Raw genomic sequence first — 16,341 nt, 5'->3', positions numbered from 1 at the left:
GAGCACCTCCCATGTCCATCGACCTCGACGAAATAATAAAAGCCCTGGCGCACCCAGTACGACGAGACATCCTCACTTGGCTGAAAGACCCGAAAGTGCAGTTCCCCGAGCAACTGCACAACCACGAGTACGGCATCTGCGCCGGGCAGATCGACCAGCGCTGCGGCTTGTCCCAGTCGACCGTGTCGGCCCACCTCGCCACCTTGCAACGCGCAGGGCTGATCAGCAGCCAGAAGGCCGGCCAGTGGCACTTTTTCAAACGCAACGAGGACACCATCCAGGCCTTCCTCGCGGCGCTCATCACTGAACTCAGCGCTGACGAAAACGCAGCGCTGTAACAAGGAAACGATAATGCCCCTCTCGCTACTCATACTGGCCCTCAGCGCCTTCGCCATCGGCACCACCGAGTTCGTCATCATGGGCTTGCTGCCCGATGTAGCGGCGGACCTGGGTGTGTCGATTCCCGGCGCCGGCTGGCTGGTCACCGGCTACGCCCTGGGCGTGGCCATCGGTGCACCTTTCATGGCACTGGCCACCGCCAAGCTGCCACGCAAGGCCGCCCTGGTAGCGTTGATGGGCATCTTCATTATCGGCAACCTGCTCTGCGCCCTGGCCAGTGACTACAACGTGCTGATGTTTGCCCGCGTCGTCACGGCGCTGTGCCACGGTGCTTTCTTTGGGATTGGTTCAGTGGTAGCGGCCAACCTTGTGCCGGCTAACAAGCGTGCTTCGGCCGTAGCCTTGATGTTCACCGGTTTGACCCTGGCCAACGTGCTCGGCGTACCCCTGGGTACCGCGCTGGGCCAGGAAGCCGGCTGGCGCTCGACGTTCTGGGCGGTGACGGTGATTGGTGTGGTGGCGTTGATTGGCCTGATCCGCTTCCTGCCCGCCAAGCGTGATGAAGAGAAACTCGACATGCGCGCCGAACTGGCCGCGCTCAAAGGCGCCGGCATCTGGCTGTCGCTGAGCATGACTGCGCTGTTCGCCGCGTCCATGTTCACCCTCTTCACCTACGTTGCGCCGCTGCTCGGCGATGTCACCGGCGTGTCGCCCAAGGGCGTGACCTGGACCCTGCTGCTGATCGGCCTGGGCCTCACCGTGGGCAATATCATTGGCGGCAAGCTGGCGGATAAACGCCTGGCGGCCACCCTGATCGGCGTGTTCATCAGTATGGCGGTGGTTTCCACCGCGCTGACCTGGACCAGCGTCGCCATCATCCCGACTGAAATCACCTTGTTCCTGTGGGCCACCGCCTCGTTCGCCGCCGTGCCCGCGTTGCAGATCAACGTGGTGACCTTCGGCAAGGCCGCGCCGAACCTGGTGTCCACCCTGAACATCGGCGCCTTCAACATCGGCAACGCGCTGGGTGCCTGGGTTGGCGGCAGTGTGATAGCCCACGGTTTCGGCTTGACCAGTGTGCCGTTAGCCGCAGCGGCCCTGGCGATCCTCGCGCTGGTGGTGACCCTGATTACTTTCCGTCAGAGCGGCGATGCCGGCCTGGCCCCTGCGACCAACTGATCCACTTCAAAGACAAAGGTATTTTCCCGATGACGACTATTTTCGATCCGATCAAACTGGGCGACCTGGAACTGTCGAACCGCATCATCATGGCGCCGCTGACCCGCTGCCGTGCAGACGCCGGTCGCGTACCCAACGCGCTGATGGCCGAGTACTACGTACAACGCGCTTCCGCCGGGCTGATCCTCAGCGAAGCCACCTCCGTGACGCCCCTGGGCGTGGGCTACCCGGACACCCCGGGCATCTGGTCCAACGACCAGGTGCGCGGCTGGGCCAACGTAACCAAGGCGATTCACGGCGCGGGCGGCAAGATCTTCCTGCAACTGTGGCACGTGGGCCGTATTTCCCACGAGTCGTACTTGAACGGCGAAACCCCGGTGGCACCGAGCGCGATCCAGCCTAAAGGCCACGTCAGCCTGGTGCGCCCACTGGCCGACTACCCGACCCCTCGCGCGCTGGAAACCGCTGAAATCGCCGACATCGTCGACGCTTACCGCACCGGTGCCGAGAACGCCAAGGCCGCCGGTTTTGACGGCGTGGAAATCCACGGTGCCAACGGCTACCTGCTCGACCAGTTCCTGCAGAGCAGCACTAATAAGCGCACCGACCAGTACGGCGGCTCCCTGGAAAACCGTGCACGCCTGCTGCTGGAAGTGACTGACGCGGCCATCGAAGTCTGGGGCGCCGGCCGTGTGGGTGTGCACTTGGCACCCCGCGCCGACTCACACGACATGGGCGACGACAACCTGGCGGAAACCTTCACCTACGTGGCCAGCGAACTGGGCAAGCGTGGTATCGCGTTCATCTGCTCGCGTGAAAAGGAAGGCCCTGACAGCCTCGGCCCACACCTCAAAAAGGCCTTTGGCGGCGTCTACATCGCCAACGAACGCTTCACCAAGGACAGCGCCAATGCCTGGCTGGCTGAAGGCAAGGCTGATGCGGTGGCCTGGGGCGTGCCGTTTATTGCCAACCCGGACTTGCCAGCGCGGTTGAAGGCGGATGCTCCGCTGAATGATCCACGCCCGGACACCTTCTACAGCAAGGGCCCGGTCGGTTATATCGACTACCCGACGCTGGCGCTCTGAGGTAACGAGCTGAAATGAAAAAGCCCCGGTTCGCAGGAACCGGGGCTTTTTTACACATATCTTGAATGCATCAGCTGACCCATGTGGGAGCGGGCTTGCTCGCGAATGCAGCGTGTCAGTCACTGAATAATTGACTGAACCACCGCTTTCGCGAGCAAGCCCACACATTTTTGAACGCGTGCCCCCAGGAAAACATTGCTTCACAGAATCGCAACAAAATCGCTACAAAATACTTAGCCGGCTACCTATCAACCACCCGCCAGCCCGTATATAAAGTCACCCCACCAATCAGGCAGAAGGACGATTGACCATCCTTACGCTTTACTGTTGACACAACCTGATGCAATTACGCACTTTGTCTCAATTGCGCAGGCTGGGGCTCCAGCGCAGCATGTCCAGCCCTGCGTCCACCCAGCGCTCGGCTTCCTGATGGAGCTGGAAGCTGTCGGGGACCAGCAGCCACTGGCCGATCAGCCCGTTGATGTAGGCGTGGATACACACCGCGCCACGGGTGGTGTCGAGGTTTTCCGGAAGTTGCCCGCGATGGACCGCGTTACGCAATGTCAGGCCGATGCGCAGGTTGCATTCCAGGCTGTGGGTCTGACGCTGGCGGCGCATGTCGCACATTTCATCGGTGAATTCGCACTTATGGAACAAGATCTCGTTGATGCGCCGGGTTTTCGGGTCCAGGGCCACTTGATGGAACAAATGAATCAGCAGCTTGCGCATGCAGCCCAGCGGGTCAAGTTCGTCCTCGCTTTCACTGGCCCTGGCCAATTCGTCCAGCGGCTCATGCAGCGTATCGAGCAGCGCCTGCAGCAAATCGGATTTGTTGCTGAAATGCCAGTAGATAGCCCCCCGCGTCACACCGGCCAGCGCGGCGATGTCCGCCAGCGTAGTGCGCGCAACGCCGCGCTCATAGAAGGCTTGCTCGGCGGCTTGGAGGATCTGGCTGCGCGTTTCCTGAGCTTCCTCTTTAGTGCGACGAACCATGGCAGTAAAACCTCAATCAGGACACTTGAGACTATCGTTAACGCAGAATTAATAGCCGGTAACGATCATCTGAATATTTGTGGGACGACACCATCATGGGTGCCGAACGTAATGGAATCGAGGCTTTGGGTGTTGCTTTGTCAACAATCCGCAAAGCCTGTCAAGAGTTTACAAACAACCATGAACGTAAGTATATTGCGTAGCAAGCTACTTATCCACTCACCGTTTGTTTTTCACCCTTCCACACTGCTTGTGCGCACTCTGCGCGCCTGACCCGAGGATCTTCATGCAACTTAAGCCAGCTGTTACCGCTCTGGTCACTGCCGTCGCCCTGGCATCGCTGCTCAGCGGATGTAAAAAGGAAGAGGCGGCTCCGCCCGCTCAAATCCCTCAGGTCGGCGTGGTCACCCTTCAACCGCAAGCCTTCACCCTGACGACCGAGCTGCCAGGCCGCACCACCGCCTACCGCATCGCGGAAGTTCGCCCGCAGGTCAACGGCATCATTCTCAAGCGCCTGTTCAAGGAAGGCGCGGACGTGAAGGAAGGGCAACAGCTCTACCAGATCGACCCATCGGTGTATGAAGCCACTCTGAAAAGCGCGCAAGCCACGCTGACCCAGACCAAATCCATCACCGACCGTTACAAGCAGTTGGTCGATGAGCAAGCCGTGAGCCGTCAGGAATACGACACCGCCGTCGCCAATCGCATGACTGCGGAAGCAAACGTTCAAACCGCGCAGATCAACGTGCGCTACACCAAGGTGTACGCGCCGATCGCCGGCCGTATCGGCCGTTCTTCGGTCACCGAAGGCGCACTGGTCAGCAACGGCCAAGCCGACTCCATGGCCGTCATCCAGCAACTTGACCCGATCTACGTCGACGTCACGCAGTCTTCGGCCGAAATGCTGAAACTGCGCCGCGACCTGGAAAGCGGCCAGCTGGAAAAAGCCGGCGCCAATGCCGCCAAGGTTAAGCTGACCCTGGAAGACGGCAGCGACTACGGCCAGGACGGCAAGCTGGAGTTCTCCGAAGTGTCGGTTGACCAGACCACCGGTTCCGTGACCCTGCGCGCCGTGTTCCCCAACCCTGACCACACCCTGCTGCCGGGCATGTTTGTACACGCCCAGTTGCAAGCCGGCGTGAACAGCAAGGCGATCCTGGCTCCGCAGCAAGGCGTAACACGCGACCTCAAAGGCATCCCGACGGCCCTGGTCGTCAATGCCGACAACAAGGTCGAGCAGCGCGTCCTGGTCGCCAACCGCACCGCCGGCGCCTACTGGCTGGTGGAAAAAGGCTTGAACGCCGGTGACCGTGTGATCACCGAAGGCTTGCAGTACGTCAAGCCGGGCGCCGAGGTCAAGGTCAAGGAGGCGGATAACGCCAAGCCTGCCGGAACGGTTGCTGCTCCTGCTGCCACTACGGGCAAAGGGGAGTAATCCATGTCGAAATTTTTTATCGACCGTCCCATTTTTGCCTGGGTAATTGCCCTGGTGATCATGCTGGTCGGGGCACTGTCGATCCTGAAGTTGCCCATCAACCAATACCCGGCCATCGCGCCAACCGCCATCGACATCCAGGTGACCTACCCAGGCGCGTCCGCACAAACCGTGCAGGACACCGTAGTACAGGTGATCGAGCAACAGCTCAACGGTATCGACAACCTGCGTTATGTCGCCTCGGACAGTAACTCCGACGGCAGCATGACCATCACCGCGACGTTCAACCAGGGTACCAACCCGGACATCGCCCAGGTTCAGGTGCAGAACAAGCTGAACCTGGCGACCCCACTGCTGCCGCAAGAAGTGCAGCAGCAGGGTATCCGCGTGACCAAGTCGGTGAAGAACTTCCTGATGGTGATTGGTCTGGTGTCGGAAGACGGCAGCATGACCAAGGACGACCTGTCCAACTACATCGTGTCCAACATCCAGGACCCAATCTCGCGGACCGCGGGTGTCGGTGACTTCCAGGTGTTCGGTTCGCAGTACGCCATGCGTATCTGGCTGGACCCGGCCAAGCTGAACAACTTCCAGTTGACCCCGGTCGACGTCAGCACGGCCATCTCCGCACAGAACGTCCAGGTCGCCACCGGTCAGTTGGGCGGCCTGCCTGCCCTGCCCGGCAACCAGCTGAACGCAACCATCATCGGCAAGACCCGTCTGCAGACGGCCGAGCAATTCGGCAACATCCTGATGAAGGTGAATGCCGACGGTTCCCAGGTTCGCCTGCATGACGTTGCCCGTATCGAACTGGGTGGCCAGAACTACAGCATCAGCGCGCAGTTCAACGGCAACCCGGCTTCCGGTATGGCGATCAAACTGGCTTCCGGCGCCAACGCCCTGGACACCGCCAAGGCTATCCGCGCCACCGTGGCGTCCCTGGAGCCGTTCTTCCCGCCAGGCATGAAGGCGGTGGTGCCGTATGACACCACGCCTGTAGTGACCGAATCGATCTCCGGTGTGGTGCACACCCTGGTCGAAGCGATCGTGCTGGTGTTCCTGGTGATGTTCCTGTTCCTGCAGAACTTCCGCGCCACCATCATCACCACCATGACGGTGCCGGTGGTATTGCTGGGTACCTTCGGGATCCTCGCGGCGTTCGGCTTCACCATCAACACCCTGACCATGTTCGGCATGATCCTGGCCATCGGCTTGCTGGTGGACGATGCCATCGTGGTGGTGGAAAACGTTGAGCGGGTAATGGCCGAGGAACACCTGTCGCCGAAAGAAGCGACGGTCAAGTCCATGGGCCAGATCCAGGGCGCCCTGGTGGGTATTGCCCTGGTACTGTCGGCGGTACTGTTGCCGATGGCCTTCTTTGGCGGCTCCACCGGTGTGATCTACAAACAGTTCTCCATCACCATCGTTTCGGCCATGGCGCTGTCGGTACTGGTTGCCCTGATCTTCACCCCGGCCTTGTGCGCCACCATGCTCAAGCCGATCGACCCTGAAAAACACGGCCAACCCAAGCGCGGTTTCTTCGGCTGGTTCAACCGCACCTTCGACCGTGGCGTACTGAGCTACGAGCGCGGCGTGGGCAACATGATCAAGCATAAGATCCCGGCGTTCCTGGTGTACGCACTGATCTTCGCCGGCATGATCTGGCTGTTCATGCGCATCCCTGCCGCGTTCCTGCCCGATGAGGACCAGGGCGTGATCTTTGCCCAGGTGCAGACGCCTGTGGGCTCTTCGGCTGAACGTACGCAGAAAGTCATCGATGACATGCGTAGCTACCTGCTCAATGACAAGGAAGGCGAGCCTGGCGAAGGCAAAGGCGTGAAATCGGTGTTTACCGTAAACGGCTTCAACTTCGCCGGTCGTGGCCAGAGTTCGGGCCTGGCCTTCGTGATGCTCAAGCCGTGGGATGAACGTGATGCGTCCACCTCCGTGTTTGAAATCGCCAAGCGCGCCCAGGGTTACTTCATGCAGACCTTCCAGGACGCCATGGTATTCGCCATTGTGCCGCCGTCTGTTCTGGAGCTGGGTAACGCCACCGGTTTCGACGTGTTCCTGCAAGACCAGGGCGGTGTCGGCCATGAGAAGTTGATGGCGGCCCGTAACCAGTTCCTGGGCATGGCTGCCCAGAGCAAGATCCTCGCGGGTGTGCGCCCCAACGGCGTGAACGATGAGCCGCAGTATGAGCTCACCGTCGACGACGAGAAGGCCAGCGCCCAGGGCATCACGCTGTCGAACATCAATCAGACCCTGGCAATTGCCTTGGGTGGCAGCTACGTCAACGACTTCATCGACCGTGGTCGGGTGAAGAAAGTCTACGTGCAAGGTGAAGCCGCCAGCCGCATGTCGCCTGAAGACCTGAACAAATGGTACGTGCGCAGCGACTCCGGGAAGATGGTGCCGCTGTCGGCCATCGCCTCGGGCAAGTGGATCTACGGCTCGCCGAAGCTCTCGCGCTATAACGGTGTGGCGGCGATGGAAATCCTCGGTACCCCGGCACCGGGCTACAGCACCGGTGACGCCATGACGGAAGTCGAACGCATCGCCAAGCAATTGCCGGCGGGTATCGGCTACGCCTGGACGGGCTTGTCGTACGAAGAACGCTTGTCCGGCTCCCAGGCGCCTGCGCTGTACGCGTTGTCGCTGCTCGTGGTGTTCCTGTGCCTGGCGGCACTGTACGAAAGCTGGTCGATCCCGATTGCGGTGGTACTCGTCGTGCCGCTGGGCGTGGTGGGTGCGTTGATCGCCACCAGCATGCGCGGGTTGTCCAACGACGTGTTCTTCCAGGTGGGCCTGTTGGTGACGGTGGGCCTGGCGGCGAAAAACGCCATCTTGATCGTGGAGTTCGCCAAAGAGCTGCACGAACAGGGCAAAGGCATCGTCGAGGCGGCCATCGAGGCGTCCCGTATGCGTCTGCGTCCGATCATCATGACCTCCATGGCGTTCATCCTCGGCGTACTGCCGCTGGCGATCTCCTCAGGCGCAGGTTCAGGCAGCCAGCACGCGATCGGCACCGGTGTAATTGGCGGTATGATCACGGCCACAGTGTTGGCGATCTTCTGGGTACCGTTGTTCTTTGCAACCGTGTCCGCCATCGGCGACCGTAAACCGAAAGAAACCAAGCAAACCCCTAAAGAGGCTGGCCAATGAGCAAGTCGCTACTTTCCCTAGCCGTCACAGCATTCGTGCTCAGTGGCTGCTCGCTGATACCTGACTATCAGCGCCCCGAAGCGCCGGTGGCCGCACAGTTCCCGCAGGGGCCGGCGTATTCGTCGGCCCAGGCACCGAGCCAGGCCGCTGCCGAACAGGGCTGGAAGCAGTTTTTCCATGACCCTGCCCTGCAACAGTTGATCCAGACCGCGCTGGTGAACAACCGTGACCTGCGCGTTGCGGCCCTGAACATCGACGCCTACGCGGCGCAGTACCGCATCCAGCGTGCCGACCTGTTCCCGGCCGTGTCGGCCAATGGCAGCGGCAGCCGCCAGCGTGTCCCGGCCCGTGCCTCGCAGACCGGCGAAGCGAACATCACCAGCCAATACTCGGCCACCCTCGGGATCAGCTCTTATGAGCTGGACCTGTTCGGTCGCGTACGCAGCCTGAGTGAAGAAGCGCTGCAGAAGTACTTCGCCACTGAAGAAGCCCGCCGCAGCACCCAGATCAGCCTGGTGGCCAGCGTGGCCAATGCCTACCTGACCTGGCAGGCCGACAAGGAACTGCTCAAGCTGACCCAGGACACCCTGGGCGCGTTCGAGCAGAGCTTCAAGCTCACCTCGCGCAGCAACGAAGTCGGCGTGGCCTCGGCCCTCGACCTGAGCCAGGCACGCACCTCGGTGGAAAACGCCCGCGTGCAGCTGGCCCGGTATACGCGCCAGGTCGCCCAGGACGAAAACAACCTGACCCTACTGCTGGGCACCGGCCTGCCGGCGAATATCGCCAGCAAGCCGCTGTCGGATGACCTGCTCAGCGAAGTGCCGGCCGGGTTACCCTCGGACCTGCTGCAACGTCGCCCAGACATCCTGCAGGCCGAGTACAACCTCAAGGCGGCCAACGCCAATATCGGCGCGGCCCGTGCAGCGTTCTTCCCGAGCATCAGCCTGACGGCCAACGCCGGCACCCTGAGCCCAGACCTCGGCGGCCTATTCAAAGGCGGCTCGGGCACCTGGTCGTTCGCCCCGCAGATCAACATCCCGATCTTCAACGCCGGCAGCCTTCGCGCCAGCCTGGACTACTCGAAGATCCAGAAAGAAATCAACGTAGCGAACTACGAGAAGGCGATCCAGACCGGCTTCCAGGAAGTGTCCGACGGCCTCGCCGCGCGTGAGACCTACAAACAGCAACTGGAGGCCCAGCGGGGCTTCGTCGCGGCCAACCAGGATTACTACCGCCTGGCCGAGCGTCGCTATCGCATTGGTGTCGACAGCAACCTGACCTTCCTCGACGCCCAGCGCCAACTGTTCAGTGCCCAGCAGTCGCTGATCACCGACCGCCTGGCGCAGTTGAACAGCGAGGTCAACCTGTACAAGGCCCTCGGCGGTGGCTGGAACGAGCAAACCGCGAAGAACGAGCCGTTGAAAGAAGAAGCACCGGCACTGAAGTTGTTCTGATGCTGGCGTAAACAAAAAACCGCTTCCCTCATCGGAAGCGGTTTTTTTATGCCGCCTTTTGTAGTGAGCGGGCTTGCCCCGCGCTGGGTTGCGCAGCAATCCAATAGGGCCACACAGATAAGTCAGATTGATTTGAGGCGCCTGGGTTAGGGCCGCTGCGCAGCCCAGCGCGGGGCAAGCCCGCTCACTACATGGCGCGAACGCCCGCTGCCTTGCTTTTCGCCCAACCTTTCAGGATAAAATTGGTCACAGATTCTTACAGACCACAGAGGGAGCTTGTCGTAATGATCGTAGGAATCGACCTGGGGACCACCAACAGTCTCGCCGCGGTCTGGCGCGGTGATGCTGCCGAATTAGTGCCCAATGCCCTTGGCCAGTTGCTGACCCCCAGCGTGGTCGGGCTGGATGATCAAGGCCGTGTCCTGGTCGGCCAGGCGGCCAAAGAGCGCCTGCACACTCACCCGCACCTGACCACGTCGCTGTTCAAGCGCTACATGGGCAGTGCCACCGAAGTGCGCCTGGGCGATCGCTCGTTCCGTCCGGAAGAACTGTCCGCGCTGGTGCTCAAAAGCCTGAAGGAAGACATCGAGCGCACCTACGGCCATACCGTCACCGAAGCCGTCATCAGCGTGCCCGCCTATTTCAGCGACGGCCAGCGCAAAGCCACGCGCATCGCCGGTGAACTGGCCGGGCTCAACGTCGAAAAACTGATCAACGAACCCACCGCTGCCGCCCTCGCCTACGGCCTGCACCAGCGCGACAAGGAAACCTCGTTCCTGGTCTTTGACCTCGGTGGCGGCACCTTCGACGTGTCGATCATCGAGCTGTTCGACGGCGTGATGGAAGTCCGTGCCAGTGCCGGCGACAACTTCCTCGGCGGCGAAGACTTCGACACCCTGCTGCTGGAACACTTCGTCGACAGCCAGCGCAACGCCCAAGGCTTCCCGCCCACCAGCAGCGTACTGCAAGCTCTGCGCCGCGAAGCTGAACGCGTGCGCAAGGCCCTTGGGCAGGACGACAGCGCCGACTTCGCCCTACGCGTCGACGGCCAGCAATGGGTGACGACCATCACCCAACAGGAACTCGCCAAGCTCTACACGCCGCTGCTGGAACGCCTGCGCGCACCGATCGAACGGGCCCTGCGTGATGCGCGGATTCGTGTGGGCGACCTGGATGAAATCCTGCTGGTGGGCGGTACCACGCGCATGCCGCTGGTGCGCAAACTCGCCGCCGGGTTGTTCGGGCGCTTCCCGTCCATCAGCCTCGACCCTGACCAAGTGGTCGCCCATGGCGCTGCGATCCAGGCGGCGCTCAAAGCCCGCTCCGCCGCATTGGAAGAAGTGGTGCTGACCGACGTCTGCCCCTACACCTTGGGCATCGAAACCTCTAACCAGTACGGTAGCCATATCGAGAGCGGCCATTACCTGCCGCTGATCGAACGCAACAGCAGCGTGCCGGTGAGCAGGGTCAAAAGCGTGGTCACCCTGTCTGACGACCAGACCCGCGTACTGCTGAAGATCTACCAAGGCGAAAGCCGCCTGGTCAAAGACAACATCGAGCTGGGCCAACTGGAAATTCCCGTGCCCAAGCGCAAGGCCGGTGAAGTCTCGCTGGACGTGCGCTTCACTTACGACAACAACGGCCTGCTGGAAGCCCAGGTGAGCATCCCGCTGACCGGCGAGCAACATTCGCTGGTGATCGAAAACAACCCTGGCGTGCTCAGCCCCGACGAGATCCAGCAACGCCTGCAAGCCCTGGCGCAGTTGAAGGTTCACCCGCGCGACCAGCAGGTCAATACCGTACTCACCGCGCGCCTCGAGCGGCTCTACCAGGAAAGCCTCGGCGAACTTCGCGAGCAGCTTGGGCACTGGGCCGGGCAGTTCCAACAGGTGCTCGACTCCCAGGATGAACGCCGCATTCGTGAAGCCCGCAGCGAACTGACGCGGCAACTTGAGCAACTCGACAACGGGTTCTGGCGCTGAGGGAACACACCATGGATTGCTGGAACGTGCTGCAACTGTCGGAAGACGCTGACGAGCGCACCATCAAGCGCAGCTATGCGCGGCTGCTGAAAAGCTGCCGGCCGGATGACGATGCCGCAGGCTTCCAGCGGTTGCGCGAAGCCTATGAAGAAGCGCTGGCCTACGCACGCTGGCGAGCCGACTGCGAAGAAGAGCAAAGCAGCGTTACAACGCCCGCCGTCGAACAGGCCTACGGTAACCTCAACGACCTCGCCGAGTTGATGGACGTCAGCGTCCTGCACCCTGCCCCTTTCGAAGCGCCCAAGGCCGACCCGGCGCATGCCCTGCTCAGTGGCCTCAACGCCAGCAACTTCATCGAACGCTGGAACCTGGCCAATCAACAGGACTGCACCGACACTTTCCAGGCTGGCCTGCTGCGCCACTGCTTTGAAGCACCGGGCGAACGCAGCCCCATCGCCCAATGGGCGGTACAACACCTGGAATGGCTGACCCCGTGGCAGCAGGTGGCAATGACCACGTGGCAATACGATGCGCTGACCAGCGAACTGCTGCAGGACTATCGCCACACCTTGCAGGAACGGCTGGAACAAAAGGCCGAACGCGAGTTCATCACACAGCTCACGCAGTACAACAACCAGCCCTGGCTACGGGTGTTCGACCTGCAACAGCAGTGGCAACGCATCATCCTGCACCTGCTCCACGACACCACCTGGAGCGTGCCGCTGTTCGAGCGGGTGTGCCAGGTGTTTGGTTGGGACGACCAGAAAGGCGTCTACCCGGAACCGGCGTGGATGTGGCGCCAGTTGGTGTCGCGCTGCGAGCAGGAAAGCTTCTTCGTCAACCTGCAAGACAAGGCAAACGACACCCGCCGCACCTCTGCCGATGCGTTGGCGGCGCGCCTGTTGCTTACGCCGATGAGCGTGAAGGAACAATACCGCTTGGTCGCAGGCTTTGATGAGAATGCGTGGAATGCCACTCAACACCTGTCTGAAGTCCTGACCTGGCGCTACCCGGACTTGCTCGAACGACTGCCGGATTCGCACGTTTTCTTCTGGCGAAAATTCCTGCCGCGTGGGGTGACCCTGGATAGCTGGATCAGAGTCTGGGCCGGATTAGCCCTGGCCAACGGCCTGGCCTTTCATCAAGTCCTCGACACCTCGCTGCCGGCCAAATTCTTTTTGTTTATCCTGCTGTCGGTCATTCCCGCGCTCTGCGCCCTGCGCGGCGCCCAATTATGGGCCGACTTCACCTCACGCCTGATCGTCCAGGACCTATGGCTCAGCGAACGCCTGTTGCCCAAGCGGCTCAGCGTCCGCCAGTTCAGACTCGTGCTACGCCATGGTATTCCCCAATTGGTGATGCTACTGGTGTTTGGCTACATTCTCGGGGTCATGGGCATGCTGACCTACCTGGGCATGATCCTGATCAGCCTGTTTCACTCGCGGCGAATCGGCAAGGTCAACGAAAACTTCAATGCCAGGATTCCGTGGATCAAAGGGTTGCACTGGGCTTATTGGAGCCCGCTGCAAGTGGTGTTCTTGATGGCAATGGTGGCCGCAACCCTCGCCTGCCAGAAATTTCTGCCCGCCATCCCGTGGACCAGTTTGAACACCCTGCACTGAACCCGGAAAACCGGGCCGGACCTCATGAGTCCGGCCCGGCAACTTGCGTTCGATCATCGCCCACAACCCGCCCTTCCCCGATTGAACCAGTCGCGCACCGCCCCGCACCATGGCCGCCACCTGCATAAACCCAATAACAACAGGTCCTTACGCCATGAGCACTTTCCACCCGCGCCAATTCCTGCTGGCAACCGCTGTCGCCAGCCTTGCCCTGCCCGTCGTCGCCGAAGAACACGGCTTTCTCGAAGACGCCAGCGCCAACCTCAACCTGCGTAACTTCTTCTTCAACCGCAACTTCACCAACCCCACCAAAACCCAGGGCGGCGCGCAGGAGTGGACGCAGAGTTTCATCCTCGACGCCAAGTCCGGTTTCACCCAAGGCACCGTGGGTTTTGGCGTGGATGTGCTGGGGCTGTATTCGTTGAAGCTGGACGGTGGGCGCGGCACCGGGGGTACCCAGTTGCTGCCGTTGGACCATGATGGCCGCCCTGCGGATGAGTTCGGACGCCTCGGTGTAGCGTTCAAGGCGCGCCTCTCCAAGACCGAAGTGAAGGTCGGCGAATGGATGCCGGTGCTGCCTATCCTGCGCTCGGACGATGGTCGCTCCCTGCCGCAAACCTTGCGCGGCGGGCAGATCACCTCCAAGGAAATCGACGGCCTGACTCTCTACGGCGGCCAGTTCCGCGCCAACAGCCCGCGTGACGACAGCAGCATGACCGACATGTCGATGGTCGGTAAAACCGCGTTCACTTCCGACCGTTTCAACTTCCAGGGCGGCGAGTACGCGTTCAACGACAAACGCACGCAGATCGGCCTGTGGAATGCGCAGCTCAAGGACATCTACAGCCAGCAGTTCGTCAACCTGATCCACAGCCAACCGTTGGGCGACTGGACCCTGGGCGCCAACCTTGGCTTTTTCTACGGCAAGGACGACGGCAGCGCCCGCGCAGGCGAGCTGGACAACAAGACTTGGTCCGGCCTGTTCTCGGCCAAGTACGGCGGCAACACCTTTTATGTCGGCCTGCAAAAACTCGCCGGCAACAGCGCCTGGATGCGCGTCAACGGCACCAGCGGCGGCACCCTGGCCAACGACAGCTACAACTCGAGCTACGACAACGCCCAAGAGAAATCCTGGCAGGTGCGTCACGACTACAACTTCGCCGCCCTTGGCGTGCCTGGCCTGACCCTGATGAATCGCTATATCAGTGGCAGCAATGTGCACACCGGGACGATCACCGATGGCAAGGAATGGGGCCGCGAAAGCGAATTGGGCTACACCGTGCAAAGCGGCGCCGCGAAAAACCTGACGGTGCGCCTGCGCAATTCGAGCATGCGGCGTGACTACAGCAACAATGAGTTTGATGAGAATCGGTTGATCATCAGCTATCCAATCAGTCTGCTGTAAACCCGAATTACATTTATGGGGGAACGATCTGGCGCGTCCGACCCATTCCAAGAGAGAGGGTCAACACCTGGCTCCGCGAAAAGGACGACACCTGGACGTTTCAAAACCTGTTACACACGCTCACGCGAGCAACCGAATGTGGCGCACAGTTCGACGACTGCGCGCCCTGCGGTCTTCAGCAACGGCCAATACCTGGGCTGACGCTGATCAGCGCTCGCCTGTCAGACTGTAACCTCACACAGCCGCTCTTGCTGTATCGTGCGCGCCTGCCGCTGCTGATCCCACCCAACAGCGGCCTTCTATTTGAGCCCGCGCCCACCATGAAATCCTTCGCCATCGCATCCGCCATGCTTGCCCTGGCCCTGAGCCTCAGCGGCTGCATCGGCGCGCCCATCGCCCTGACACCGCAGACCGAACAACGCCTGCAAGCCCAGGCGCCGATCCGCTTTCTGCTGACCTTCGATGACGGCCCCAGCGCGTCGGGCTACAACAACCCGAGCCGTTCGGTGGTAGCCGACCTGGCGCAGAACCCGGTGTTGCCGGGGATCAAGGCGGTGTTTTTCCTGCAAACCGAAGCAGCCCGCTCCGGTGGCAGTTCGCGGGGCCGCAAGACCATGGAGCGTGAATACGCGGGCGGGCATATCCTGGCCTTCCACACGGCCACGGCGTTTCATACCAACCATCGTTGGCTGAATGACGCGACACTTGAAAGCACCCTCACCCAGGGCGCCGCCGACATTGCCGCCATCACCGGTGCACCGCCCACGCTGGTACGCCCACCGTTCTGGAACTACGACCGCCGCACCTTCGCCGCCTACAGGCGCCATGGCATGCATGTGTTGTTGACCGACCTGAGCGCCAATGACGGCAAGATCTGGGGCTTCAACGGCAGCCCGCGGCGCCGGGCGAATTTGTATCGGCAACTGTCGGTGGTGCGCGAGCGCATCGCCTTGGGGCAACTGCCGACCGTGGACGGCGTGATACCGGTGGTGGTGACGTTCCACGACATCAACCGCTATACCGCGATCCATATGCAGGAGTACTTGCAGATCCTGCTGGACAGCGCTCGCGTCACCGGCATGAAAACGGCCGCTGAACCGTTCTACACCGATACCGCCCAGCTTCAGCGCGCGGCGCTGGCAAGGACCGTGAAGGATGTGAGTGAAGACGTGCATCTGCCGGGTGTGTGGAACTGGGTGTGGGATGCGGATTCGCACTGATTCCCGGTGCGATGGAGACCGCCAGCTCCCACATTTGATCGTATTTCTGGTTCAGTCTTGCTGGCGCGACTCTACGCCCAGCTCATCCCACACCGATTCAGCCAAATGGAACGTCGCATTCGCCGCCGGAATCCCGCAGTAGATCGCGCTCTGCATCAGCACTTCCTTGATCTCGGCGCGGGTCACGCCATTGCTCGCGGCGGCGCGCAGGTGCAGCTTGAGTTCTTCGCTGCGGTTCATGCCGATCAGCATGGCGATGGTGATCAGGCTGCGGGTGTGCCGAGGCAGGCCGGGGCGGGTCCAGATATCTCCCCAGGCGTGGCGGGTGATCATTTCCTGGAACTCGCTATTGAATTCGGTCAGGGCATTGAGGCTACGGTCGACATGGGCATCACCCAGCACTTCGCGGCGCACCTGCAGGCCTTCGGCATAACGTTGTTTCTCGTCCACAAAAAACTCCTG

12 protein-coding genes are annotated in these 16,341 nt (G+C 61.4%); 10 read left to right on the top strand and 2 right to left on the bottom strand.

Features of this window, described 5'->3' with window-relative positions; translation table 11 throughout:
- The first annotated feature begins 11 nt into the window (after window positions 1-11).
- From JBO08_RS03415 to JBO08_RS03405, 3 genes are read left to right on the top strand one after another with little or no spacing between them, the layout of a single operon-like run.
- A complete protein-coding gene (locus JBO08_RS03415) occupies window positions 12-338 on the top strand; it encodes a helix-turn-helix transcriptional regulator (RefSeq protein WP_065872050.1) in 327 nt (108 codons plus the stop codon).
- Between the two features lie 13 nt (window positions 339-351).
- The gene (locus JBO08_RS03410; protein ID WP_065872051.1) at window positions 352-1,518 is read left to right on the top strand and encodes an MFS transporter; all 1,167 of its coding nucleotides are present in this window, start codon (window positions 352-354) and stop codon (window positions 1,516-1,518) included.
- Window positions 1,519-1,547: 29 nt separating this feature from the next.
- Window positions 1,548-2,603 (top strand): alkene reductase, encoded by a 1,056-nt coding sequence (locus JBO08_RS03405; RefSeq protein ID WP_065880915.1) that lies wholly within the window; start codon window positions 1,548-1,550, stop codon window positions 2,601-2,603.
- A gap of 360 nt (window positions 2,604-2,963) precedes the next feature.
- On the opposite strand, the gene JBO08_RS03400 is transcribed toward JBO08_RS03405, so the two are convergent.
- The gene (locus JBO08_RS03400; protein WP_010212311.1) at window positions 2,964-3,596 is read right to left on the bottom strand and encodes a TetR family transcriptional regulator; all 633 of its coding nucleotides are present in this window, start codon (window positions 3,594-3,596) and stop codon (window positions 2,964-2,966) included.
- Window positions 3,597-3,882: 286 nt separating this feature from the next.
- Here JBO08_RS03400 and JBO08_RS03395 point away from each other — a divergent pair, with 286 nt between their 5' ends.
- The 7 genes from JBO08_RS03395 to JBO08_RS03365 all read left to right on the top strand — a co-directional run bounded on the left by JBO08_RS03395 (window position 3,883) and on the right by JBO08_RS03365 (window position 15,879).
- Entirely contained in the window at window positions 3,883-5,031 is a 1,149-nt protein-coding gene (locus JBO08_RS03395; protein ID WP_065873252.1) for an efflux RND transporter periplasmic adaptor subunit, read from the top strand.
- Between the two features lie 3 nt (window positions 5,032-5,034).
- Window positions 5,035-8,196: an efflux RND transporter permease subunit gene (locus tag JBO08_RS03390; protein ID WP_065873253.1), complete on the top strand. Its 3,162-nt coding sequence runs from the start codon at window positions 5,035-5,037 to the stop codon at window positions 8,194-8,196.
- Window positions 8,193-9,650, top strand: a complete 1,458-nt coding sequence (gene adeC, locus JBO08_RS03385; RefSeq protein WP_065873254.1) for an AdeC/AdeK/OprM family multidrug efflux complex outer membrane factor — start codon at window positions 8,193-8,195, stop codon at window positions 9,648-9,650. The genes JBO08_RS03390 and adeC overlap by 4 nt, the downstream gene beginning before the upstream one ends.
- A 284-nt stretch (window positions 9,651-9,934) precedes the next feature.
- Complete coding sequence (locus tag JBO08_RS03380; RefSeq protein ID WP_065873255.1) at window positions 9,935-11,632, top strand: molecular chaperone HscC; 1,698 nt, start codon at window positions 9,935-9,937, stop codon at window positions 11,630-11,632.
- A gap of 11 nt (window positions 11,633-11,643) precedes the next feature.
- Window positions 11,644-13,254: a J domain-containing protein gene (locus JBO08_RS03375; RefSeq protein ID WP_065890076.1), complete on the top strand. Its 1,611-nt coding sequence runs from the start codon at window positions 11,644-11,646 to the stop codon at window positions 13,252-13,254.
- Between the two features lie 154 nt (window positions 13,255-13,408).
- The gene (locus tag JBO08_RS03370; RefSeq protein WP_065873257.1) at window positions 13,409-14,659 is read left to right on the top strand and encodes an OprD family porin; all 1,251 of its coding nucleotides are present in this window, start codon (window positions 13,409-13,411) and stop codon (window positions 14,657-14,659) included.
- A 320-nt stretch (window positions 14,660-14,979) separates the two neighbouring features.
- Window positions 14,980-15,879 (top strand): polysaccharide deacetylase family protein, encoded by a 900-nt coding sequence (locus tag JBO08_RS03365; protein WP_065873282.1) that lies wholly within the window; start codon window positions 14,980-14,982, stop codon window positions 15,877-15,879.
- A 51-nt stretch (window positions 15,880-15,930) separates the two neighbouring features.
- Here the strand turns inward: JBO08_RS03365 and pcaC are convergent, their stop codons facing one another.
- Window positions 15,931-16,329 (bottom strand): 4-carboxymuconolactone decarboxylase, encoded by a 399-nt coding sequence (gene pcaC, locus JBO08_RS03360; RefSeq protein ID WP_003189316.1) that lies wholly within the window; start codon window positions 16,327-16,329, stop codon window positions 15,931-15,933.
- Between the last annotated feature and the right edge of the window lie 12 nt (window positions 16,330-16,341).

The sequence above is a fragment of the Pseudomonas sp. LAP_36 genome (assembly GCF_019456785.1).
GTDB lineage: Bacteria > Pseudomonadota > Gammaproteobacteria > Pseudomonadales > Pseudomonadaceae > Aquipseudomonas > Aquipseudomonas tritici.
This window is presented reverse-complemented; position numbering and strand designations above follow the sequence as displayed.

Bases quoted from the DNA above. Each gene is read 5' to 3' on its own strand.
- JBO08_RS03415 (WP_065872050.1), top strand. From the start codon at position 12: ATGTCCATCGACCTCGACGAAATAATAAAAGCCCTGGCGCACCCAGTA.
- JBO08_RS03410 (WP_065872051.1), top strand. From the start codon at position 352: ATGCCCCTCTCGCTACTCATACTGGCCCTCAGCGCCTTCGCCATCGGC.
- JBO08_RS03405 (WP_065880915.1), top strand. From the start codon at position 1,548: ATGACGACTATTTTCGATCCGATCAAACTGGGCGACCTGGAACTGTCG.
- JBO08_RS03400 (WP_010212311.1), bottom strand. From the start codon at position 3,596: ATGGTTCGTCGCACTAAAGAGGAAGCTCAGGAAACGCGCAGCCAGATC.
- JBO08_RS03395 (WP_065873252.1), top strand. From the start codon at position 3,883: ATGCAACTTAAGCCAGCTGTTACCGCTCTGGTCACTGCCGTCGCCCTG.
- JBO08_RS03390 (WP_065873253.1), top strand. From the start codon at position 5,035: ATGTCGAAATTTTTTATCGACCGTCCCATTTTTGCCTGGGTAATTGCC.
- adeC (WP_065873254.1), top strand. From the start codon at position 8,193: ATGAGCAAGTCGCTACTTTCCCTAGCCGTCACAGCATTCGTGCTCAGT.
- JBO08_RS03380 (WP_065873255.1), top strand. From the start codon at position 9,935: ATGATCGTAGGAATCGACCTGGGGACCACCAACAGTCTCGCCGCGGTC.
- JBO08_RS03375 (WP_065890076.1), top strand. From the start codon at position 11,644: ATGGATTGCTGGAACGTGCTGCAACTGTCGGAAGACGCTGACGAGCGC.
- JBO08_RS03370 (WP_065873257.1), top strand. From the start codon at position 13,409: ATGAGCACTTTCCACCCGCGCCAATTCCTGCTGGCAACCGCTGTCGCC.
- JBO08_RS03365 (WP_065873282.1), top strand. From the start codon at position 14,980: ATGAAATCCTTCGCCATCGCATCCGCCATGCTTGCCCTGGCCCTGAGC.